Source organism: Isoptericola sp. NPDC056618 (genome assembly GCF_042792715.1).
GTDB classification, from domain to species: Bacteria; Actinomycetota; Actinomycetes; order Actinomycetales; family Cellulomonadaceae; genus Isoptericola; species Isoptericola nanjingensis.
In genome coordinates this window covers 81,278-100,313 of record NZ_JBHTVZ010000009.1, presented here as the reverse complement: position 1 = coordinate 100,313, position 19,036 = coordinate 81,278, and the positions used below count along the sequence as shown (strand labels likewise).

The following is a 19,036-nucleotide window of genomic DNA, read 5'->3' as shown; positions in this document are numbered from 1 at the left end:
CCGGGCCTACTTCTTCCCGACGAACCAGCCGCGCACCATCTCGACGCGCGCGGCGAGCTGGTCGGCCGTGGCCAACGGGACCTCGGGCCCGCCGCACCGGCGGCGCAGCTCGTTGTGCACGGAGCCGTGCGGGGTGCTGCTCTTGCGCGCCCACGCGGACACCAGCTTGGACAGCTCCTTGCGCAGGTCGGCTGCCCGCCGGTGCTCGGCCTCCGACTGCTCGAGCGCGGCCTCCGACGCCGTCGCGCCGCCGCGCCCGCGCACCTGCTGCGCCTGCCGCTGCCGCAGCAGCGTGGTGACCTGGTCGGCCTCGAGCAGGCCCGGCAGGCCGAGGAAGTCGAGCTCCTCCGCGGAGCCGACGTCCGCGCCCGTGCCGAACTCGCCGCCGTCGAACAGGACCCGGTCGAACGACGCCTGCGCCTCGAGCGCCTCGAAGGAGCCGAGGAGCTCCCCCGACGCCTTCTCCTCCTTGTTCGCGGCCGCGAGGAGCGCCGCCTCGGGGTCGTACTCGATCCCCTGCTCCTCGGCGGTCTTGGGGCGGTCGAGCGCGTGGTCGCGCTCGAGCTCCATGCCGTTGGCCAGCTCCAGGAGCAGCGGCACGCTCGGCAGGAACACGGACGCCGTCTCGCCGCGCTTGCGGGCGCGCACGAAGCGGCCGACCGCCTGCGCGAAGAACAGGGGCGTCGAGGTGCTGGTCGCGTACACGCCGACAGCGAGGCGCGGCACGTCCACGCCCTCGGACACCATGCGCACGGCGACCATCCATCGCGAGTCGCCCTGCGCGAACTCGTCGATGCGGGCGCTGGCGCCGTCGTCGTCGGACAGGACGACGGTCGGGCTCTGACCGGTCAGCCGGGCCAGGTGGCCCGCGTAGGCGCGCGCGTCCGTCTGGTCGGTCGCGATGACGAGGCCGCCGGCGTCGGGGACGGCGCGGCGCATCTCCGTGAGCCGCTTGTCGGCCCCGGCGAGCACGGACGGGATCCACTCGCCGTTCGGGTCCAGCGCGGTGCGCCACGCCTGGGCGTGCATGTCCTTCGTCATCGCCTCGCCGAGGCGGGCGCTGACCTCGTCGCCGGCCTTGGTGCGCCAGCGCATGTTGCCCGAGTACGTCATGAACAGCACGGGCCGCACGACGTGGTCGCGCAGCGCGTCGCCGTAGCCGTACGTGTAGTCGGCCTTGGACCGGCGGATCCCCTCGCGGTCCTCCTCGTACGTGACGAACGGGATCGGCGCGGTGTCCGAGCGGAACGGCGTGCCGGTCAGCGCCAGACGGCGCGTGGCGTCCTCGAACGCCTCGCGGACGGCCTCGCCCCAGCTCAGGGCGTCGCCGCCGTGGTGCACCTCGTCGAGGATGACGAGCGTGCGCGCCGCCTCGGTCCGGGCGCGGTGCAGCGCGGGCTTGGCCGCGACCTGCGCGTACGTCAGGGCGACGCCGTCGTAGTGCGAGCCGTGCCGGCCCTGGCTGTTCTTGAACGACGGGTCGATCCTGATGCCGACGCGCGCGGCGGCGTCCGCCCACTGGTGCTTGAGGTGCTCGGTCGGCGCGACGACGGTCACGCGGCGCACGATGCCCGCCTCGAGCAGCTCCGTGGCCACGCGGAGGGCGAACGTCGTCTTGCCGGCGCCGGGCGTCGCGACCGCGAGGAAGTCCCGCGGGTCGCGGCGCCGGTACAGGTCGAGCGCCTCGGCCTGCCAGGCACGCAGGTTGGACGCCGTGCCCCAGGGCGCGCGGCGCGGGAACGCCGGGCTGAGGTGCGACGCCGCGGACGACGACGGCGACTGCGGCAGCGGCTTGACCGGTTCCGCAGCGGCGGCGAACAGATCAGGGGTGGACTCGGGCTCGGGAAGCGGCTGTGCGCTCACTTGCCGGAGTCGCCCTCGCCGCCCTCGCCGTCCTGCGGGTCGCGGAGGCCGTCGTAGATCTCCTTGCAGACGGGGCAGACCGGGAACTTCGACGGGTCGCGGCCCGGCACCCACACCTTGCCGCAGAGCGCGATCACGGGCTTGCCCGACAGGGCCGACTCCATGATCTTCTCCTTGCGCACGTAGTGCGCGAAACGCTCGTGGTCGCCCGGCTCCGCGGCCTGCTCGCGGGTGTCGGGGCGCTCCAGCACGCTGGTGCCGGCCCCGGTGTCCTGCGAGGGGTCGGCGGGCGGGGTGGAGAGGGGATCGCTCATGCCGGGCAGTCTACGACGGACCCCCCGACGCTCCCCCGCCTCGCCGGCCCCCGTGCCGCGGATCCGGGCACGGATCACAGGCCCTGCCAGCCGGGCTTGGAGGCGAACGTCTGGCGGTAGTAGTCGCCGAGCTGGAGCCGTGAGGCGGCCGCGTCGTCGACCAGCACCGTGGCGTGCGGGTGCAGCTGCATCACGGTGCCGGGCCACATCGCGGAGATCGGGCCCTCCACCAGCTGGTGCACCGCCTCGGCCTTCTGCCGCCCGGTGGCCAGCAGCACCAGGTGCCGCGCCTGCATGATCGTGCCCAGCCCCTGGGTGAGGCAGTGGGTGGGCACCTGCTCCACGTCGTCGTCGAAGAAGCGCGCGTTGTCCACGCGCGTCTGCGCCGTGAGCGTCTTGATGCGCGTGCGCGACGCCAGCGAGGACCCCGGCTCGTTGAACGCGATGTGGCCGTCCGTGCCGATCCCCAGGATCTGCAGGTCCACCCCGCCGGCGTCCTCGATCGCCCGCTCGTACGCCGCGCAGGCCGCCGGGATGTCCTCCGCGAGGCCGTCCGGCCCCGACACCTGCTCCGCGGGCCACTCGACCCGCGAGGCGATCTCCGTCTCGATCACGTTGCGGTACCGCTGCGGGTGACCCGCGTCCAGGCCCACGTACTCGTCCAGCATGAAGCCCCGGGCCTCGGCGAACGACAGCCCGTCCTCGCGGTGACGACGCGCGAGCTCGTCGTACACCCGCAACGGGCTCGACCCCGTCGCCAGCCCCAGCACCGTGGCCGGGTTGCGGCGCAGCAGCGCCTCGATCGCGTCGGCCGCCAGCACGGCGAGCTCCTGGGCGGGGGCGATCACGACTTCCATGGGGGCTCCAGTCTCTCGGGGGGCGGGATCGGGTCCATCATCCCGTCGTCGTGCCGTCATCGTGCATGGTCCGTGCGTGGTCCGTGCGTGGTCCGTGCGTGGTCCGTGCGTGGTCCGCGCCGGTGCCCGCGACGGGTCAGTCCTCGGCCACCGCCGGCGCGTTGAGCATCGGCGTGAGGCGCGCGTCGAACTCCTGCGCGAGGGTCGCGACGTCACCGCCGTCGGCGATGCGGCCGAACAGGTCCTCGTACACCCCGGCGTCCTCGATCGAGGCCCACCCGGGTGCAGGCGGGGTGAGCTTCGACGCGGCGGCCGTGCGGACCATGAGCCGGCCGTACCTGTCGCCCTTCATGAGCTCCTGGGCGTCCTCTTTCGCGGGCCCGAGCCCGGCGGCGGCGAGCTTCTCCTGGTACTCGTCGGAGAAGACGACGCGCAGCACGTCCTCGGCCAGCCCGGGGCTCGGCGACGTGGCCGAGACCGCGATGTTCGAACCGCCGGCGAAGACGGGGGCCAGGCCGCCGTCCAGACCGGGCAGGGCGAAGATGCCGAACGTGTCGGTGTCCTTCATCCCGTCGCGCACCAGCTCGCCCTCGTCGTTGCGCACGAGGTGGCCGATCGACCACCGCGCCCACGCGGGAGCCATGATCGTGGCGGCGGCGGGCGGCGCCTCCTCGACGCCGTCGTTGAGGAAGTCCCAGTACTCGACGTCCTTCTCCGTGGACGGCAGGTACGACGCGTTCTCGTACACGTCCTGCCACATCTCGAGGCCCTCGACGGTCTTCGGGTCGGACAGGGTCGAGACCCAGCCGTCGCCCTCCTTCACCGCGAGGTCCCCGCCGGCGGCGAACACCCAGGAGATGCCGTTGCGCCAGTCCTGGCCGCCCATCGCGAACCCGGCGTGGTCGTCGTCCGTGAGCGCCTTGACGGACTCGCCGAACTCGGCCAGCGTCGTCGGCTTGTCGAGCCCCGCCGCGCCCCACACGTCCTTGCGGTAGAAGACGTACCGCGAGCCGAAGTAATACGGCAGCGCGTAGTGGCGGCCGTCCACCGACCCCGCGTCGACGAACGACTGCAGCAGCTTGTCGCCGCCCAGCTCGTCGTACAGCTCCGGCGAGATCTCGCGGAACGCGCCCGTGGTGGTGAACGTCGGGGACTGCGTGTTGCCGATCTCGACGACGTCCGGCGTGGTGGCAGGGTCCTCCAGCGCCTCGGTGAGGTCGGCGACGAGGTCGCCCCACTCCTGCTGCTCGATCGTCAGGGTGGCGCCCGGGTGCTCGTCCTCGAACTTCTGCACGAGGAACTCGCGGAGCTCCGGCGTCGTGTCCTCACCGACCAGCCACATCGTGAGGTCCGTGTCCGGCGCCGCGGGCTCCGCCCCCGTGCCGAGCACGGAGCACCCGGTCAGCGCGACCGTGAGCAGGCCCGCGGTCACGCCCGCGGTGATGGCCCCCGCCCGGCGCGCGGTCACGACGCCACCCCGTTCAGCGGGGCGCGACCGGCGACCGACCGCCCCACGACGGCGGCGCCGACGGCGCCCACGGGCACGCGGCCCGGGGCCAGCCGGACGCGGTCGGCCAGGTGCAGCGAGCCGAGGAACCCGGAGTCCCGCGACTCGCGGACCAGCGCGGTGCGCACGGCGTCCAGGAGCGGCTCGCCGAGCTGCGCGACGCCGCCGCCCAGCACGACGTGCTTGACGTCGACCGTGAGGACCAGCATGCGCACGGCCGCGGCCACGGCCGAGGCGTAGGCGTCGCGCGCCTCGAGCGCCGCGGGGACGCCGCGCTCCGCCGCCTCGAACAGCTCCACCGGCGCGGGGCGGCCGGTGCGGACCGGCCAGAGCCGGGCGACGGCCGTCCCGGACGCGTACAGCTCGAGGCAGCCGCGCTGCCCGCACGGGCACACGGGGCCGGACGGGTCCACCGGGACGTGCCCGATCTCGCCGGCCGCGCCGCCGAAGCCGCGCCGCAGCTCGCCGTCGAGCACGAGGCCCGCGGCCAGGCCGGTGCCGAGCGCGAGGAACGCGAGGTCCACCCGCGCCCGCGGCGTGCCCGCCGCGGCGGCCTCCAGGTGCGCGGCGCCGAGCGCCGCCACGTTGAGGTCGTTCTCCAGCCCGACGGGGATCCCGCCGAGCTCGTCGCCCAGCAGCCGGGCGAGAGCCAGCGGCGAGGCGTCCACGCCCACGTTCACGGCGTGCCGCACCGTCCCGGCGGCGGGGTCGACGAGACCGGGCATGCCCACGCCCACGCCGACGACGTCCGCGAGCTCGACGCCGGCCTGCCGTGCGACGCCGCGCACGGCACGGGCCGCGCCCGCGACGACGCCGGCGGGGCCGCGCTCGGTGGCCAGCCGGGCCTGCGCCACGGTGGCGCCGGCCGCGTCCAGCAGGACGGCGAGGGTCTTGGTCCCGCCGATGTCGAGACCGACGGTGGGGCCCGCGGGGCCCGGCGGGTTCAGGGGTGTGGCGTCGTCCACGTCAGCCCTTCACCGCCCCGGCGACCAGGCCGGACGTCATCCGACCCTGCACGAAGAGGAAGAAGACGATCACCGGCACCGCGATGAGCGTCGAGGCCGCCATGACCTCGCCCCAGTCGATGCCGCGGTTCGCCGACGCCGACAGGAAGCTGCGCAGCCAGATCGGCAGCGTCTGCCGGCTCTCGGCCGGGAGGATCACGAGCGCCGTCGTGAACTCGTTCCACGCCTGCAGGAACGCGTACACGCCCGAGGCGACGAGGCCCGGCGCGAGCAGCGGGAACGTGATCCGCAGGAACGCCTTGGTCCGCGAGAGGCCGTCGACCATGGCCGCCTCCTCGAGCTCGGCCGGGATGCCGGCGACGAAGCCCCGCAGCATCCAGATCGTGAACGGCACCAGCATCGCCGTGTACAGGATCGAGATGCCGAGCACCGAGTTGAGGCCGAGCACGGGCGTGCTCTCCCCCACCGTCGAGAGCATCTTGTACTGCGCGATGAACAGGCCCTCGGCGGGCAGCATCTGGATGAACAGCACGGCCAGGACGAAGCTCGTGCGGCCGCGGAAGCGCCAGCGGCTGATGGCCAGCGCGGCGAGGAACGCGAACGCGAGGACGAGCACGATCGTCACACCCGTGATCATCAGGCTCATGCGCAGGGCCCCGCCGAAGCCGGAGCCCGTCAGGACGCTGGTGAAGTTCGCGAGCGTGAAGTGGGTGGGCAGGAAGCTCGGCGTGCTCGCCTTGAGGCGCGCGGCCGGGGTGACGGCCGACAGCAGCATCCAGTAGACGGGGAACGCCCACACGAGGGACAGGACGATGCCCAGGACGCCCAGCAGGATCTTGCCGACCCGCGGTCGGGGGCGGCGCGCCGCCGCGGCGGCGTCGCGCACGACGGGCGTGGCGGCGGGCCGCGCAGTCTCGGTCCCGGTCTCGGTCGCGGCGCTCACGCGGCGTCCTCCTTCATGAGGCTGCGCACGTACGGCGCGGCGAGCAGCACCGTGAGCAGCAGGACGAAGATCGAGACGGCGGCGGCGCCGGAGAAGTCCTGGCTGCCGATGCCGAGCTCGTAGATGAAGTTGCCCAGCAGGTTCGTCTCGGAGATCGGGGCGCCGGCGTCCTGCAGCAGGCGGATCTGCGCGAACACCCGCAGGTCCCAGATGATCTGCAGCAGCAGCACGATGGCGAGCACCGGGCGCACCAGCGGCAGCAGGATGTGGCGCAGGATCTGCGCGGGCCGCGCGCCGTCGAGCCGCGCGGCCTCGAGGACCTCCTCGGAGACCTGCGTGAGGCCGGCGTACAGCGACATCGCCACGAACGGCACCGACATCCACACGATGACCAGGGTCGCGACGACGAAGAACGTCAGCGGCTGCGCGAGCCAGGCGTAGCCCTGGTACTGGTCGAGGCCGATCTGCACGAGCAGCCAGTTGACGACGCCGGAGCGGTAGTCGAAGAGCCACCGGAAGACGGTCACCGCGGCCACGAGCGGGGTCGCCCAGGCCAGCAGGAGCACGATCTGCAGCGTGATGCGCACGGCGGCGTGCACGGCCTTCATCAGCAGCGCCAGCCCGAGGCCGATCGCCACCGTGAGGAACGCGTTCACGAGGCAGAAGAGGATCGAGCGTCCCACGACGGTCCAGAGCCGGTCGTCGGAGAAGATCCGCGCGTAGTTGTCCAGCCCGGCGAAGGTGGGGGGCGCGCCGAACTGCTGCATCATCCCGTATTCCTGCAGCGAGGTCACGACCTGCCAGTACACGGGGTACCCGAGACCGACGAGCAGGATCAGCACCGCGGGGAGCAGCAGGAGGTAGGGGGTGGCCGGCTGGCGCCGACGGCGGATCGCGATGGTGGACGCGGGTGTCGCGGTGGTCATGCGGTCCTCCTTCCCGGTGGTCGTGGATGACGGGCGGAGCGGTGGAGCTGGTGGGGGGACCAGCGACGTGGCACCGCTCCGCCCGTCAGGGGTGGGGGCTGAAGGGGGGTCAGCCCGCCTGGCCGTTGAGCATCGGCGTGAGCTTCTCGTCGTACTGCTTGGCGAGTGCCGTCACGTCACCGCCCTCGGCGATCTTCTGGAAGAGCTCCTCGTAGACCGAGGCGCCCTCCACGGCGGCCCAGCCGGGTGCGGCGGGGGTGAGCTTCGACGCCTCGGCGGTCTCCACGGTGACCTCGCCGAACTTGTCCGGGTTGCCGTCGGCGTCCACGGTCATGAGCTTGTTGAAGTCCGTGTTGGCCGGCCCCAGGCCCGCCTTGGCGAGCATCGTCTGGTACTCGTCCGAGTAGATGATCCGCAGCAGGTTCTCCGCGAGCTCCGGGTGCTGCGACTTCGCGGACACCGCGACGTTCGAGCCGCCGGCGAACACGGGGGCCACGCCGCCGTCGACGCCCGGCAGCGCGAAGATGTCGAACTTCTTGTCGTCCGCCATGCCGTCGCGCACCTCCTTGCCGTCGTCACCCTTCGTGAGGTCGCCGATGGACCAGCGGGCCCAGCCCGGCGCCATGATGGTCGCGCCCTCGGGCGCCTCGCCGTCGGTGCCGTCGTTGATGAAGTCCCAGTACGCCTCGTCCTTGGCCGTCGCCGGCAGGTTCGACGCGTTCTCGAAGACGTCCTGCCACTGCTCGAGGCCCTTGACCGTGTTCGGGTCGGACAGCGTGGAGGCCCACTGGTCGCCGTCCTTGACGGCGAGCTCGCCGCCGTTCGCGAAGACCCAGGAGATGCCGTTGCGCCAGTCCTGCCCGCCCATCGCGAACCCGGACTGCTTCTTGGAGGTGAGCTCCTTGACGGAGTCGCCGAACTCCTCGAGCGTCTTGGGCACCTCGAGGCCGGCCTTCTGCCAGATGTCCTTGCGGTAGAACATGTAGCGCGAGCCGTAGTAGTAGGGCAGCGCGTACTTGGCCTCGTCGATCGAACCGGCATCGACGAACGACTGCAGCAGCTTGTCGCCGCCCAGCTCGTCGTACAGCTCCGGCGAGATCTCGCGGAACGCGCCCGCGTAGGTGAACGTCGGCGCCTGCGTGTTGCCGATCTCGACGACGTCCGGGGTGTTGGCGGCGTCGGGCAGCGCGGTCGTGAGCTTGGTGACCAGGTCGGTCCAGTCCTGCTCCTCGATCGTCAGCGTCGAGCCGGGGTTCTCCTCGGCGAACGTGTCGACCAGGTACTTGCGCAGGTCGTCGTTGGTGTCGGCACCGGCGAGCCACAGGGTGATGTCGCCGGCCTCGGGGGTGCCGCCGGACTCGCCGGTCCCCTCGTCGTCGGCGGGCGCGCACGCGGCGAGCGCGAGCGCCAGGGTCAGGCTCGTCGCCACGCCGGTGGCGACCACACGGGTCCTCTTCACTGGGGATTCCTCTCGATCTTTCTGGGGTCGATCCGAGCACCGCGGCGCCGGGGGCGGCGCGCGCGGTACGGGCAGTTCGTCGGGGTCAGGAGACGCCGAGCTGGGCGGCCAGCACCAGGACGGCCGCACCGGCGAGGACGACGTCCTCGTCGAGCGTGGCCATCCGCAACCGCAGCCCGGCGGCCGTGGCCGGCATCGTGCGGTCCGTCAGGGTCTGCAGGGCGGCGGTGCGCAGCGCGCCGTCGAGCAGGTCGGCGGGGCCGCTGAGCAGCACCTCGCCGAGGTTCAGGGCGCCCACGACGGGCGCGAGCGCGACGCCGAGGGTGCGGCCGACGCCGGCGAGCGCCTCGTCGGCTGCGGCCGGGTCCAGCCCGGCGACGGCGCGCCGCAGCGCGGGGGCGGCGAGCACGGTCTCGAGGCAGCCGCGGCGCCCGCAGGCGCACAGCTCCCCGTCGTCCACGACCGTGACGTGGCCGAGCTCGCCCGCGGCGTCGGCCGAGCCGTGCACCCGGGAGCCGTCCACCATCACGCCGGCGCCCACGCCCTGCCCGACCGTGAGGACGAGCATGGAGTCGGCGGCGCCGCCGTAGGTGTACTCGCCGAGGGCGGCGGAGTTCGCGTCGTTGGCCACGTGGACAGGCAGGGCCAGCCGGTCGGTGAGGATCGCGGCCAGCGGCAGGTCGGTCCACTGCCGGTTGGGCGCCTCGACGACGCGGCCGGAGTCGTCCACGACGCCCGGCGAGCCGACGCCCACCCCGATGACGGGGCGCGTCGCGGCGGAGATCAGCGTGCGCGCGAAGCGGGTGAGCAGGTCCACGAGCTCGTCGCCGACCTGCCCGGCGACCGGCAGCGAGCGGCGTACGACGGCCTCGCCCGTGAGCGTCATGACCGCGCCGCGCATGACGGCGTCGTCCGACAGGTCGACGGCCACGATCTGGTAGGCGTCGGTGCGCATCCCCACGAGGATCGCGGGCTTGCCGACGCGGCGGCCGGGCTGCACGCCCAGCTCCTCGACGAGCCCCTCGGCGAGGAGGACGTTCACCAGGTCGGAGATGGTCACGCGGGTCAGGGAGGTGGCTCGCGCCAGGTCGGCCCGGGAGGTCGGCCCCTCGTGGAACAGGTGCTGGAGCACCAGGGAGCGGTTGTGCGCCCGGGCGTGCTCGGGGAGCACCTTGGAGGTGGCTCGCAGGCCGGCACCCAGACCCCGTCGTGCTGTGCGCGTCGTCGGCGTGGACATGTTTGTTAGTACAGCGTCTTAACTAGCCCTCTGTCAATCCGCGATCCCCCGCGCTCCGACAGGTGTGACCGGATCGTGACGGACGGCCGGTGCCGAGGCCTCGGACGACCACGACAGCCCGACGAGAGGACGACGGCGGGACGACCGGCAGGACGACATCGGCCAAGGTCACGGTCTCGCCACGGTCGGGTCACGATCGCGCGGCCCGCCGCGGACGCGACGCCGCCGCGCCCTACGCTCTGAGCCATGCCCGCCACCCCGCGCCAGGCCCGGACCCGCCGCGCACCGCTCCGCACGGTGCTGGCAGCGACGCTGCTGCTGGTCATGACGGCCTGCTCGTCGGGCGGTGCCGACTCGGGCGGGGCGTCCTCCGGCGTGGAGGCCGGCGGCGCCGTCGCGGACGCCGTCGCCCCCGAAGAGGCGGCGGGGGCGTCCGTCGCGGAGAGCGCCGCGGAGCCCGGCGCCGCCGCGGCCCGCGAGATCGTCACCACCGGCCGCGCGACCGTCGTCGCGGACGACCCGGCGGCGGCGGCGACGCGGCTCGCGCGACTGGTCGAGGAGGCCGGCGGCCGCGTCGAGCGGCGCTCGGAGACGGCCGCCACCGACGACTCCCCGGGATCGGCGTCGCTGACCGTGCGGGTTCCCTCCGACCGGATGACGGGCGCGGTCGAAGCCCTCGACAAGCTCGGCACCGTCGAGAGCGTCGACGTGGACAGCATGGACGTCACCGGCGAGGGGCAGGACCTCGACGCCCGCATCGCCGCGCTGACGACCTCCACGGACCGGCTGCGCGAGCTCATGAAGTCCGCCGGGAGCACGGAGGACCTGCTCCAGGTGGAGCAGGAGCTGTCCGAGCGCCAGGCGGACCTCGACGCGCTCACCGCGCAGCGCCAGCGCCTGTCCGACCAGGTGGCGATGTCGACGCTCGACGTCGAGATCGTGCCCGAGCCGGTCGCCGCGGCCCAGTCGCGCGGCGGGTTCCTCGGCGGCCTCGCCTCGGGCTGGGGCGCCCTCGTCACGACGGTCCAGACGGTCGTGCTGGTGCTGGGCGTGCTGCTCCCGTGGCTCGCCCTCGGCGGGATCGGCTACCTCGGCTACCGCTGGCTGCGCAGGCGCACGCGGCCCGAGGCCGGGGCCGACGGCGGCCCGACGGAGCGCCCGGGCAACGACGGCCCCGGCGACCCGGACGCACCGCACCCGACCTCGCCCGACGAGGCCCCCGAGCCGGTGCCCGCCGGCCGCTGACCGGTCGGCCGCTGCTGCGGCTTGCTGCGGCTCACCCCCGGCCCGGCTGCTCCCCCGGCTCCGCGCCGTCGCGCCCCTCGACCCAGCCGCCCATCCCGGCCCAGCCGGCGGCCGCACGCTCGGCGTCGAGGTCACGCGGCCACCCCGCGACCCCCGGGCGCTGCTGCCAGGGCCGCGGCCCGTCGAGGGGACGGTACTCGACGCCCGCGGCATCGAGCCGGGCGAGGTGACCGTCGCGCAGCCGCTCGTCGAAGCCCGGCGCCGCGGGGTTCCAGACCGCCTCCGCGAACGCGACGAGGCGCGGGAAGGCCGCGTAGTCGACCCGCCGCGCCGAGTCGAGGTGCTCGCTCCAGAGCTGCGCCTGGGCGCCCAGCACCGTGCCCGGCAGGTCGCCGGCCAGCTCGGGGCGCGCCTCCAGCAGCCCGGCCGGCAGCGGCTCGAACGCCCGCACGTCGGCGACCGTACGCACGAAGCCGACGGGGACGGGCTCGTCGTCGCCGTCGGCAGCGCGGTGGTCGAGGTACACCTCCTGCTCGGGGGCCATCACGACGTCGTGCCCGGCGGCGAGGGCGTCGGCGGCCACGGCGTGGCCGCGCCAGCAGGTGACCACGACGTCGCGCGGCAGGTCGGGCCCGAACGCCTCGTCCCACACGACGGCGCGGCGCCCCTTCGCCCGCAGGTGCTCGGCGAGCCGCGCGAGGAACCACCCGTGGAGGCGGGCCACGTCGCCCTCGCCGTCGGGGCCGACGAGGCCGAGCTCGGCGGCGCGCGCCACGATTTCGGGACGCTCGCGCCACGCCGTCGTGGGCACCTCGTCCCCGCCGAGCGCGACGAACGGCGAGTCGAAGACCTCGCACACCTCGTCGAGCACGCCCGCGAAGAAGTCGACCGCGGCGTCGGACGGGTCGATCACGTCCTGACTGATGCCCCAGGTGGTGCGCACCTCGTGCGTGCCGGGGCGCGCGGCCAGCTCGGGGTAGGCCGTGAGCAGCGCCTGCACGTGGCCGGGCGAGCCGATCTCGGGGACCACGGTGACGCCGCGCTCGCGCGCGTAGGCCACGATCTCCCGCAGGTCGTCGCGCGTGTAGTGGCCCCCGTGCGGCCGGCCGTCGTAGCGCTCGGCGCGCCAGGTGCCGACGCCCGACTCACGCCGCCACGACCCGACCTCCGTGAGCCGTGGGTACCGCTCCACCTCGATCCGCCATCCCTGGTCGTCGGTGAGGTGGAGCTGCAGCACGTTGAGGTGGTGGGCGGCGGCGAGGTCGACGAAGCGCAGCACGTCCGCCTTCGGCAGGAAGTGCCGCGCGACGTCGAGCAGCACGCCGCGCCAGCCGAACCGGGGCGCGTCGTCGACGGTCGCGACGGGCAGCGCGAGGGCCGCGCGGCCGGCGCGGCGGAACGCCTGGGGGCCGGCCAGCTGCCGCAGCGTCTGCGCGGCCGCGTGCGCCCCCGCGGCGTCGCCCGCCGCGACCCGCACGACGGCGTGACCGCCACCGTCGGCGACGGTCACGCGGTAGCCGCCGGCCGGGACGGAGGTGTCGACCCCGAAGGTCACGTCCGCGTCCGGTCCGCCGGGGCCCGTCGGCACCAGGTCCAGGCCGAACGCGTCCTCGCTCGCGCGGCGCCACCACCGGGCGGCGGCGCGCAGGTCCGGGTCGGCGGCGACCCGCGCGCCGTCGCGCAGGGACAGCACCTCTCCGTCGGCGCGCACGGACACGGGGGCGGGGACGACGTCGGCGGCGTACGGCATCCGGCCACCCTAGGAAATGTTCGGGCTCCGAAGCAATGGGTCGCTCCGCTCCCGCCCGGATGCACGACAGGCGGGCCACCGAGGGGTGGCCCGCCTGTTCGCAGGGGTGGAGCTGCCGGGAATCGAACCCGGGTCCGGTGGCGCTATTCGAGGACTTCTCCGGGCGCAGTCTGCTGTGATTTTCTCGGCCCCCGCACTCACGCAGACAAGGTGCGGACGGGCCCAGTCACCTTGGAGTCCCCGCCGCCCCGGTGACGAGGGCGACGAGCAGTGGCTCTCTAGATGACGTGAGCTACCGGGTCGAGAGCAATCCCGGGCTCACGGACTTCGGAGCTCGCTCAGGCGGCGAGGGCGAAGTCGGTGCGCTTGTTATCGGCACCTATAGGTTTGCAGGCAAGCGTTCACGAGATGAGCCTGCATCCTCGGCCCGCTTCTCCTCGAAGCACGACCACCGTCGAAACCGATCAGCCCCTATGCATTTTTCAAACCGGGTCTGCCGACCCCCGGCGGCCACGGCGAACCGTGCCGACGTCGTCCAGTCTAGTGGATCAACCACCGCGGGTGCGCCCTTATTTCCGCCGGCCGTGCCGCGAGGAGGACCCGCTCAGCCGAGCAGCTCCTGGTGCCGGATGGCGCGCTGCGCCTCGCGCATGTCCTGCTGCTCGCGCAGCGTCTGCCGCTTGTCGTACTCCTTCTTGCCGCGTGCCAGCGCGATCTCCACCTTGGCGCGGCCGTCCAGGAAGTACAGGCTCAGCGGGACGAGCGTGTGCCCCTTCTCCCGGGACTTCACGCCCAGCCGGTCGATCTCGTCGCGGTGCAGCAGCAGCTTGCGCTTGCGGCGCGGAGCGTGGTTGTTCCAGGTCCCCTGGAAGTACTCGGGGATGTGGACGTTCTCGAGCCACGCCTCGCCGTTGTCGATCGCCGCGTACCCGTCGAGCAGCGACGCACGGCCCATGCGCAGCGCCTTCACCTCGGTGCCGGACAGCACGATCCCGGCCTCGACCACGTCCTCGATCACGTAGTCGTGGCGGGCCTTCTTGTTGTTCGCCACGATCGTGCGCGGGTCGCCCTGCTTCTTCTTGGCGCCCTTGGCCTTGTTGGACACGGTCTCCTCCTCCCGGGTTCGCGGTCTCGCGACGACCCAGGATACGGGAGCCTGGCGTCGCGGCCAGGGCATTTCCTCGCCCCGCGAACGCCCGGCGGGACGTCAGTTCAGCCAGCCGCCCATCGGGTCCGTGGTGCTGCCGTTGACGTAGACCTCGAAGTGCAGGTGGCACGCCGCCGACGTCCCCGTGGACCCGGAGTAGCCGATGATCTCGCCCTTGCCGACCTTCTCGCCCACGCTCACGGTGTCGTAGGTCAGGTGCAGGTACCGGGACATCACGTTGTCACCCTGGTACGAGCCGTGGTTGATGAGCACGTTGTTGCCGCCGCCGGACGTGTAGTGCGCCTGCTCGACGTAGCCGCTCTGGGCCGCGTAGATGGGCGTGCCGCAGTACGTGCGGATGTCGGTCCCGGCGTGCAGCCGCCAGTAGTGCAGCGTCGGGTGGAACCGCATCCCGTACGAGCTGGTCACCACGTGGTAGTTCGTCGGCCAGCCGAGGAACGGTCCGGACGAGGACGACCCCCCGCCACCGCCACCGCCGCCCCCGCCGGAGCCGCCACCGCTGCTGGAGCCGCCGCCCCCACCGCCGCCCCCGTTGCTCCGGCGCTCGGCGGCCGCCTTCTTGCGGGCCGCCTCCTCCGCCTTGCGGCGCTCCTCGGCGAGCCGGGCGTCGCGGGCCTTCTGCTTGGCGATGATGTCCTTGAGCTGCGCCTCGAGGCTCTGCTGCGCCTGCTCGTTCGCCTTGAGCTCCTCGAGAGCGTTCGCCTTCTGCGCCTCGATCGACGCCTTGAGCTTGCGCTGCTTGGAGATGAGGCGCTCGACCTCGGCCTTGCGGTCCGCGGCCTCCCGCTGCGCCTTCTCCGCGGCGACGACGTTGGCGTCGGCCTCCCGCTTGAGGTCCTCGATCGCCGACCGGATGGCGTCGAGGCGCGCCTGCTGGTTGCGGGCCACCGCCTCGGCGTCCTGCAGGTCGGTCAGGGTGCGCGCCTGGCTGCGCGCCGCCGACGACGAGACGGCGAACTCCTCGAGGAAGTCCTCGGTGGACTGGGCCCCGGTGACGATGCCCAGGGTGCTCGTGTCGTCGCCGTTGCGGTACGCCTGGCGCGCCATCTGCACGACGTCGGCGCGCGCCGCGTCGACCTTGCCCTTGCCCGCCTCGATCTGGTCGGAGACGGCGGCCTCCTCGGCCTCCGCGTCGGACAGTCGCTGCGCCAGGATCGCGGCCTTGCGCCGCGCCTCCTCGAGCCGCGCCTCCGCGGCCGCCAGCTCGGCCTGCGCCACCGGGAGGCGGCCCTCGACCTCATTGAGGTCCAGCACCGCCTGGCGGTACTTGGCGTTGGTGTCCTCGAGCTCCTCCTGCAGGCCGTCGCGCTCGCGCTCCTTCGCGCGCTGCTTCGCCTCGGCGGCGGCCCGCTGGTCGTCGATGTCGTCCGCGGCCGCCGAGCGTGCGGACACGCCGGCGGACACCGTCGCCGACGTCGTCGCACCGCCCAGCACCAGGACGGCGGCCACGAGCCCGCCGACCGCGCGCCGGCCGACGCCGGGGGACATCCTCAGGGTCGTCATCTGCGATCTCACACCCTCGTGTACCGGTTGAGCGTCACCACGGACGACACCACCGCAAGGAGCACGGCGATGCCGATGAGCAGCGGCGCGACGAACAGGACGTCTCCCACGTCCACGTACGCGACCCAGTCGACGGAGTCCTGCAGCCAGTCCGTCACCAGGTACTGCACCGCGAGCCAGAGCCCGCCCACGGCGAGCAGCGCGCCCACCAGCGCGGCGATCGCGCCCTCCAGCATGAAGGGCAGCTGCACGAAGAGGTTCGACGCGCCGACCAGGCGCATGATGCCGGTCTCGCGTCGGCGCGAGACGGCGGAGAGCCGGATCGTCGTCGTGATGAGCAGCACCGCCGCGAGCAGCATCACGCCCGCGAGCCCCGCGGCCAGCAGCGACGCCCGCCCGAGCGCGAGGAACAACGGCTCGAACACCTCGCGCTGGTCCTCCACGACCTCGACGCCGGCGCGCCCCTCGAGGACGTCGTCGACCACCTGGTACTGCTCCGGATCGACCAGCTTGAGCCGGAACGACGCCTGCATGTCGTCCTCGGTGAGCTGGGTGCCCTGGTAGCCGTCCGGGTAGAGCTCCGTGAACGCGTCGAACGCGTCCGCCTTGCTCTCGAAGTAGGTGGCGGCGACGACGTCGGACAGCTCGGTGTCGATGACCTTCTCGAGCCCGGCGATCTGGTCCTCGGTGGCCTCGCCGTCCGCGCACGTCGGCGCGGTCGATCCGTCCGGGCAGAGGAAGACGGAGACCTCGACGAGGTCGTACCAGTCGCCCTTGAGCTTGGTGACCTGCGTCTGCAGCAGCGCCGCCGCGCCCACGAAGGTCAGGGACACGAACGTCACGAGGACGACCGAGACCACCATCGACAGGTTGCGCCGCAGGCCCTGGAGGACCTCGGTGAGGACGAACTGGAGCCGCACCCTCAGGCCTCCCGTCCCGCGCGCACGCGCTCGTGCTCGCGCAGCACCTGCTGCACCACCTCGTCCGCGGACGCGCCCGCCGGCTCGGGAACCGAGCGCCTCGGGGCCGGGGTCGGCGCGGCCGGCGCCGCGGGGGCGACGGGACCCTGACCCTGCACGGTCTCCTGCACGGTCTCCTGCTCGGTCTCGTGCGCAGCCTCCTGCGCCGCCGCCCTCGCGGCCGCCGCCTCGGCGGCCCGCTCTGCCTCGAGGTCCGCCGGCTCGGGCGAGACCTGGACGCGCTGCACCGCCCGCGCGCCGCGGCCCGGGGCGTCGAGCACCGGCGTCTGCCCCACCTGCGGCAGGATCGACTCCCGCTCGCCGTAGACCGCGTCGACCTCGTCGCGCACCACCGACCCGGTCGACAGCTCGACGACACGCTTGCGCATCTCGTTGACGATCTCGTCGTCGTGCGTGGCCATGACCACGGTGGTGCCGGTGCGGTTGATCCGGTCGAGCAGCCGCATGATGCCGAGCGACGTGGTGGGGTCGAGGTTGCCCGTCGGCTCGTCGGCCAGCAGGATCTGGGGCCGGTTGACGAACGCCCGCGCGATCGCGACACGCTGCTGCTCGCCGCCGGACAGCTCGTGCGGGAGCCGCTTCTCCTTGCCGTCCAGGCCCACCATCTCCAGCACCTCGGGCACCGTGGTGCGGATCGTGTGCCGCGGCTTGCCGATCACCTGCAGGGCGAAGGCCACGTTCTCGTAGACCGTCTTGCCGGGCAGCAGGCGGAAGTCCTGGAAGACGACGCCGATGCTGCGTCGCAGGGAGGGCACCTTCCAGCTCGACAGCCGGGACAGGTCGCGACCCGCGACGTACACGGTGCCGCCCGTGGGCCGCTCCTCGCGCAGCACGAGCCGCAGGAACGTGCTCTTGCCCGAGCCGGAGGCCCCCACGAGGAAGACGAACTCCCCGCGCGCGACGTCGACGGAGACGTCGTCGAGCGCGGGCCGCGCCCCTCGGGCGTAGACCTTCGAGACGTTCTCGAACCGGATCACGACGTGCCTCTCCCCTGCCAGTCGACCGTGCGGCACCGGGACGGGCACGACGTCACGTCGCGCCTGGGCCGGGGCCGCCCGATTCCCGAGAGTCGCACCCGGCGGGGAGGGTGGCGCGAAGGACACGCCGGTGTGTCGCGGGTCAGGAATGACGCCCGAGGCACCCGTTCAGGGTCTCCCGGCGGCGTCGTCGGCCGGGCGGGGCCCGTCAGGCGGCGTCGGCGCCGCCCGAGCGGCGCCAGCGGATCCCGGCCTCGATGAAGTCGTCGATGGCGCCGTCGAACACGGCCTGCGTGTTCCCGGACTCGTGCTCGGTGCGCAGGTCCTTGACCATCTGGTACGGCTGCAGCACGTAGGAGCGCATCTGGTCGCCCCAGCTCGCCTTGATGTCGCCGGCGAGCTCCTTCTTCTTCGCCGCCTCCTCCTGCTGCCGGATGAGCAGCAGGCGGGACTGCATGACGCGCAGCGCCGCGGCGCGGTTCTGGATCTGCGACTTCTCGTTCTGCATCGACACGACCGTGCCCGTGGGGAGGTGGGTCATGCGCACCGCGGAGTCCGTGGTGTTCACGGACTGCCCGCCGGGGCCCGACGAGCGGAACACGTCGATCTTGAGCTCGGACTCGGGGATCTCGATGGAGTCGGTCTGCTCGATGAGCGGCACCACCTCGACCGCGGCGAACGACGTCTGGCGGCGGCCCTGGTTGTCGAACGGCGAGATGCGCACCAGGCGGTGCGTGCCCGCCTCGACGGACAGGTTGCCGAACGCGTACGGGGCGTTCACCTCGAACGTGGCCGACTTGAGCCCGGCCTCCTCCGCGTAGGAGGTGTCCATCACCTTGGTCGGGTAGCCGTGCCGCTCGGCCCAGCGCAGGTACATCCGCATGAGCATCTCGGCGAAGTCCGCGGCGTCGACGCCGCCGGCGCCCGCGCGGATCGTCACGACGGCCTCGCGGGCGTCGTACTCGCCGGACAGCAGGGTCCGCACCTCGAGCGCGTCGAGGTCCTTGCGGATGACGGCGACCTCGGTCTCGGCCTCCGTCAGCGAGTCCTCGTCCTCCATCTCGAGCCCCAGCTCGACCAGCGTCTCGACGTCGTCGATCCGGCTGCCGAGCTTCTCGACCCGCTGCAGCTCGCCCTGCGCGGTGGACAGCGCGGACGTGACCTGCTGCGCCTTCTCCGGGTCGTCCCACAGGTCGGGGGCGGAGGCCTGCTGCGTGAGGTCGTCGATCTTCGCCTGCAGCGCGGTGGGGTCGCTCACGGCCTCGATGGACTCGAGGGTGGCGCGCAGCGCCTTGATCTCTGCGGGGAAGTCGATGGTGGCCACGATCCTCAAGGTTACCCG

At 73.2% G+C, this 19,036-nt stretch carries 15 protein-coding genes, 1 other RNA gene and 1 pseudogene; 1 reads left to right on the top strand and 16 read right to left on the bottom strand.

Features of this window, described 5'->3' with window-relative positions; genetic code table 11:
- Positions 1–6: 6 nt before the first annotated feature.
- From ACFQ8T_RS12750 to ACFQ8T_RS12710, 9 genes are all read right to left on the bottom strand, one after another.
- Positions 7–1,821: a DEAD/DEAH box helicase gene (locus ACFQ8T_RS12750; RefSeq protein ID WP_430546955.1), complete on the bottom strand. Its 1,815-nt coding sequence runs from the start codon at positions 1,819–1,821 to the stop codon at positions 7–9.
- A 38-nt stretch (positions 1,822–1,859) separates the two neighbouring features.
- Positions 1,860–2,177, bottom strand: a complete 318-nt coding sequence (locus ACFQ8T_RS12745) for a DUF3039 domain-containing protein (protein ID WP_380244530.1) — start codon at positions 2,175–2,177, stop codon at positions 1,860–1,862.
- A 74-nt stretch (positions 2,178–2,251) separates the two neighbouring features.
- Positions 2,252–3,034, bottom strand: a complete 783-nt coding sequence (gene nagB / locus ACFQ8T_RS12740) for a glucosamine-6-phosphate deaminase (RefSeq protein ID WP_430546899.1) — start codon at positions 3,032–3,034, stop codon at positions 2,252–2,254.
- A 136-nt stretch (positions 3,035–3,170) separates the two neighbouring features.
- A complete protein-coding gene (locus tag ACFQ8T_RS12735) occupies positions 3,171–4,502 on the bottom strand; it encodes an extracellular solute-binding protein (RefSeq protein WP_430546898.1) in 1,332 nt (443 codons plus the stop codon).
- Positions 4,499–5,506 (bottom strand): ROK family protein, encoded by a 1,008-nt coding sequence (locus ACFQ8T_RS12730; protein ID WP_430546897.1) that lies wholly within the window; start codon positions 5,504–5,506, stop codon positions 4,499–4,501. Before ACFQ8T_RS12730 ends, ACFQ8T_RS12735 begins: the two co-directional genes overlap by 4 nt.
- Before the next feature lies 1 nt (position 5,507).
- Complete coding sequence (locus tag ACFQ8T_RS12725) at positions 5,508–6,449, bottom strand: carbohydrate ABC transporter permease (RefSeq protein ID WP_430546896.1); 942 nt, start codon at positions 6,447–6,449, stop codon at positions 5,508–5,510.
- Positions 6,446–7,375 carry a carbohydrate ABC transporter permease gene (locus tag ACFQ8T_RS12720; RefSeq protein ID WP_430546895.1) on the bottom strand — a complete coding sequence of 310 codons (930 nt, stop codon included), beginning with the start codon at positions 7,373–7,375 and terminating at the stop codon, positions 6,446–6,448. The genes ACFQ8T_RS12725 and ACFQ8T_RS12720 overlap by 4 nt, the downstream gene beginning before the upstream one ends.
- Positions 7,376–7,484: 109 nt before the next feature.
- On the bottom strand, positions 7,485–8,834 hold the full coding sequence (locus ACFQ8T_RS12715) for an extracellular solute-binding protein (protein ID WP_430546894.1): 1,350 nt from the start codon (positions 8,832–8,834) through the stop codon (positions 7,485–7,487).
- Positions 8,835–8,919: 85 nt separating this feature from the next.
- Entirely contained in the window at positions 8,920–10,071 is a 1,152-nt protein-coding gene (locus tag ACFQ8T_RS12710) for an ROK family protein (RefSeq protein WP_430546893.1), read from the bottom strand.
- Positions 10,072–10,317: 246 nt separating this feature from the next.
- Between ACFQ8T_RS12710 and ACFQ8T_RS12705 the strand changes: the two genes are divergently transcribed.
- Positions 10,318–11,316 (top strand): DUF4349 domain-containing protein, encoded by a 999-nt coding sequence (locus ACFQ8T_RS12705; protein WP_430546892.1) that lies wholly within the window; start codon positions 10,318–10,320, stop codon positions 11,314–11,316.
- A 31-nt stretch (positions 11,317–11,347) separates the two neighbouring features.
- Here ACFQ8T_RS12705 and ACFQ8T_RS12700 read toward each other — a convergent pair whose 3' ends face one another.
- The 7 genes and pseudogenes from ACFQ8T_RS12700 to prfB form a co-directional block, all read right to left on the bottom strand.
- Positions 11,348–13,066 (bottom strand): beta-N-acetylhexosaminidase, encoded by a 1,719-nt coding sequence (locus ACFQ8T_RS12700; RefSeq protein ID WP_430546891.1) that lies wholly within the window; start codon positions 13,064–13,066, stop codon positions 11,348–11,350.
- A 104-nt stretch (positions 13,067–13,170) separates the two neighbouring features.
- Positions 13,171–13,538, bottom strand: a transfer-messenger RNA (tmRNA) gene (ssrA, locus tag ACFQ8T_RS12695).
- A gap of 132 nt (positions 13,539–13,670) precedes the next feature.
- Positions 13,671–14,171: an SsrA-binding protein SmpB gene (gene smpB, locus ACFQ8T_RS12690; RefSeq protein ID WP_430546890.1), complete on the bottom strand. Its 501-nt coding sequence runs from the start codon at positions 14,169–14,171 to the stop codon at positions 13,671–13,673.
- A 102-nt stretch (positions 14,172–14,273) separates the two neighbouring features.
- A complete protein-coding gene (locus ACFQ8T_RS12685; protein WP_430546889.1) occupies positions 14,274–15,737 on the bottom strand; it encodes a peptidoglycan DD-metalloendopeptidase family protein in 1,464 nt (487 codons plus the stop codon).
- A gap of 8 nt (positions 15,738–15,745) precedes the next feature.
- Complete coding sequence (ftsX, locus tag ACFQ8T_RS12680; RefSeq protein ID WP_430546888.1) at positions 15,746–16,657, bottom strand: permease-like cell division protein FtsX; 912 nt, start codon at positions 16,655–16,657, stop codon at positions 15,746–15,748.
- A gap of 359 nt (positions 16,658–17,016) precedes the next feature.
- Positions 17,017–17,694 (bottom strand): annotated as a pseudogene (gene ftsE / locus ACFQ8T_RS12675) (cell division ATP-binding protein FtsE); the annotation flags it as partial.
- Positions 17,695–17,902: 208 nt separating this feature from the next.
- On the bottom strand, positions 17,903–19,018 hold the full coding sequence (gene prfB / locus ACFQ8T_RS12670; RefSeq protein ID WP_429762447.1) for a peptide chain release factor 2: 1,116 nt from the start codon (positions 19,016–19,018) through the stop codon (positions 17,903–17,905).
- Positions 19,019–19,036: the final 18 nt, after the last annotated feature.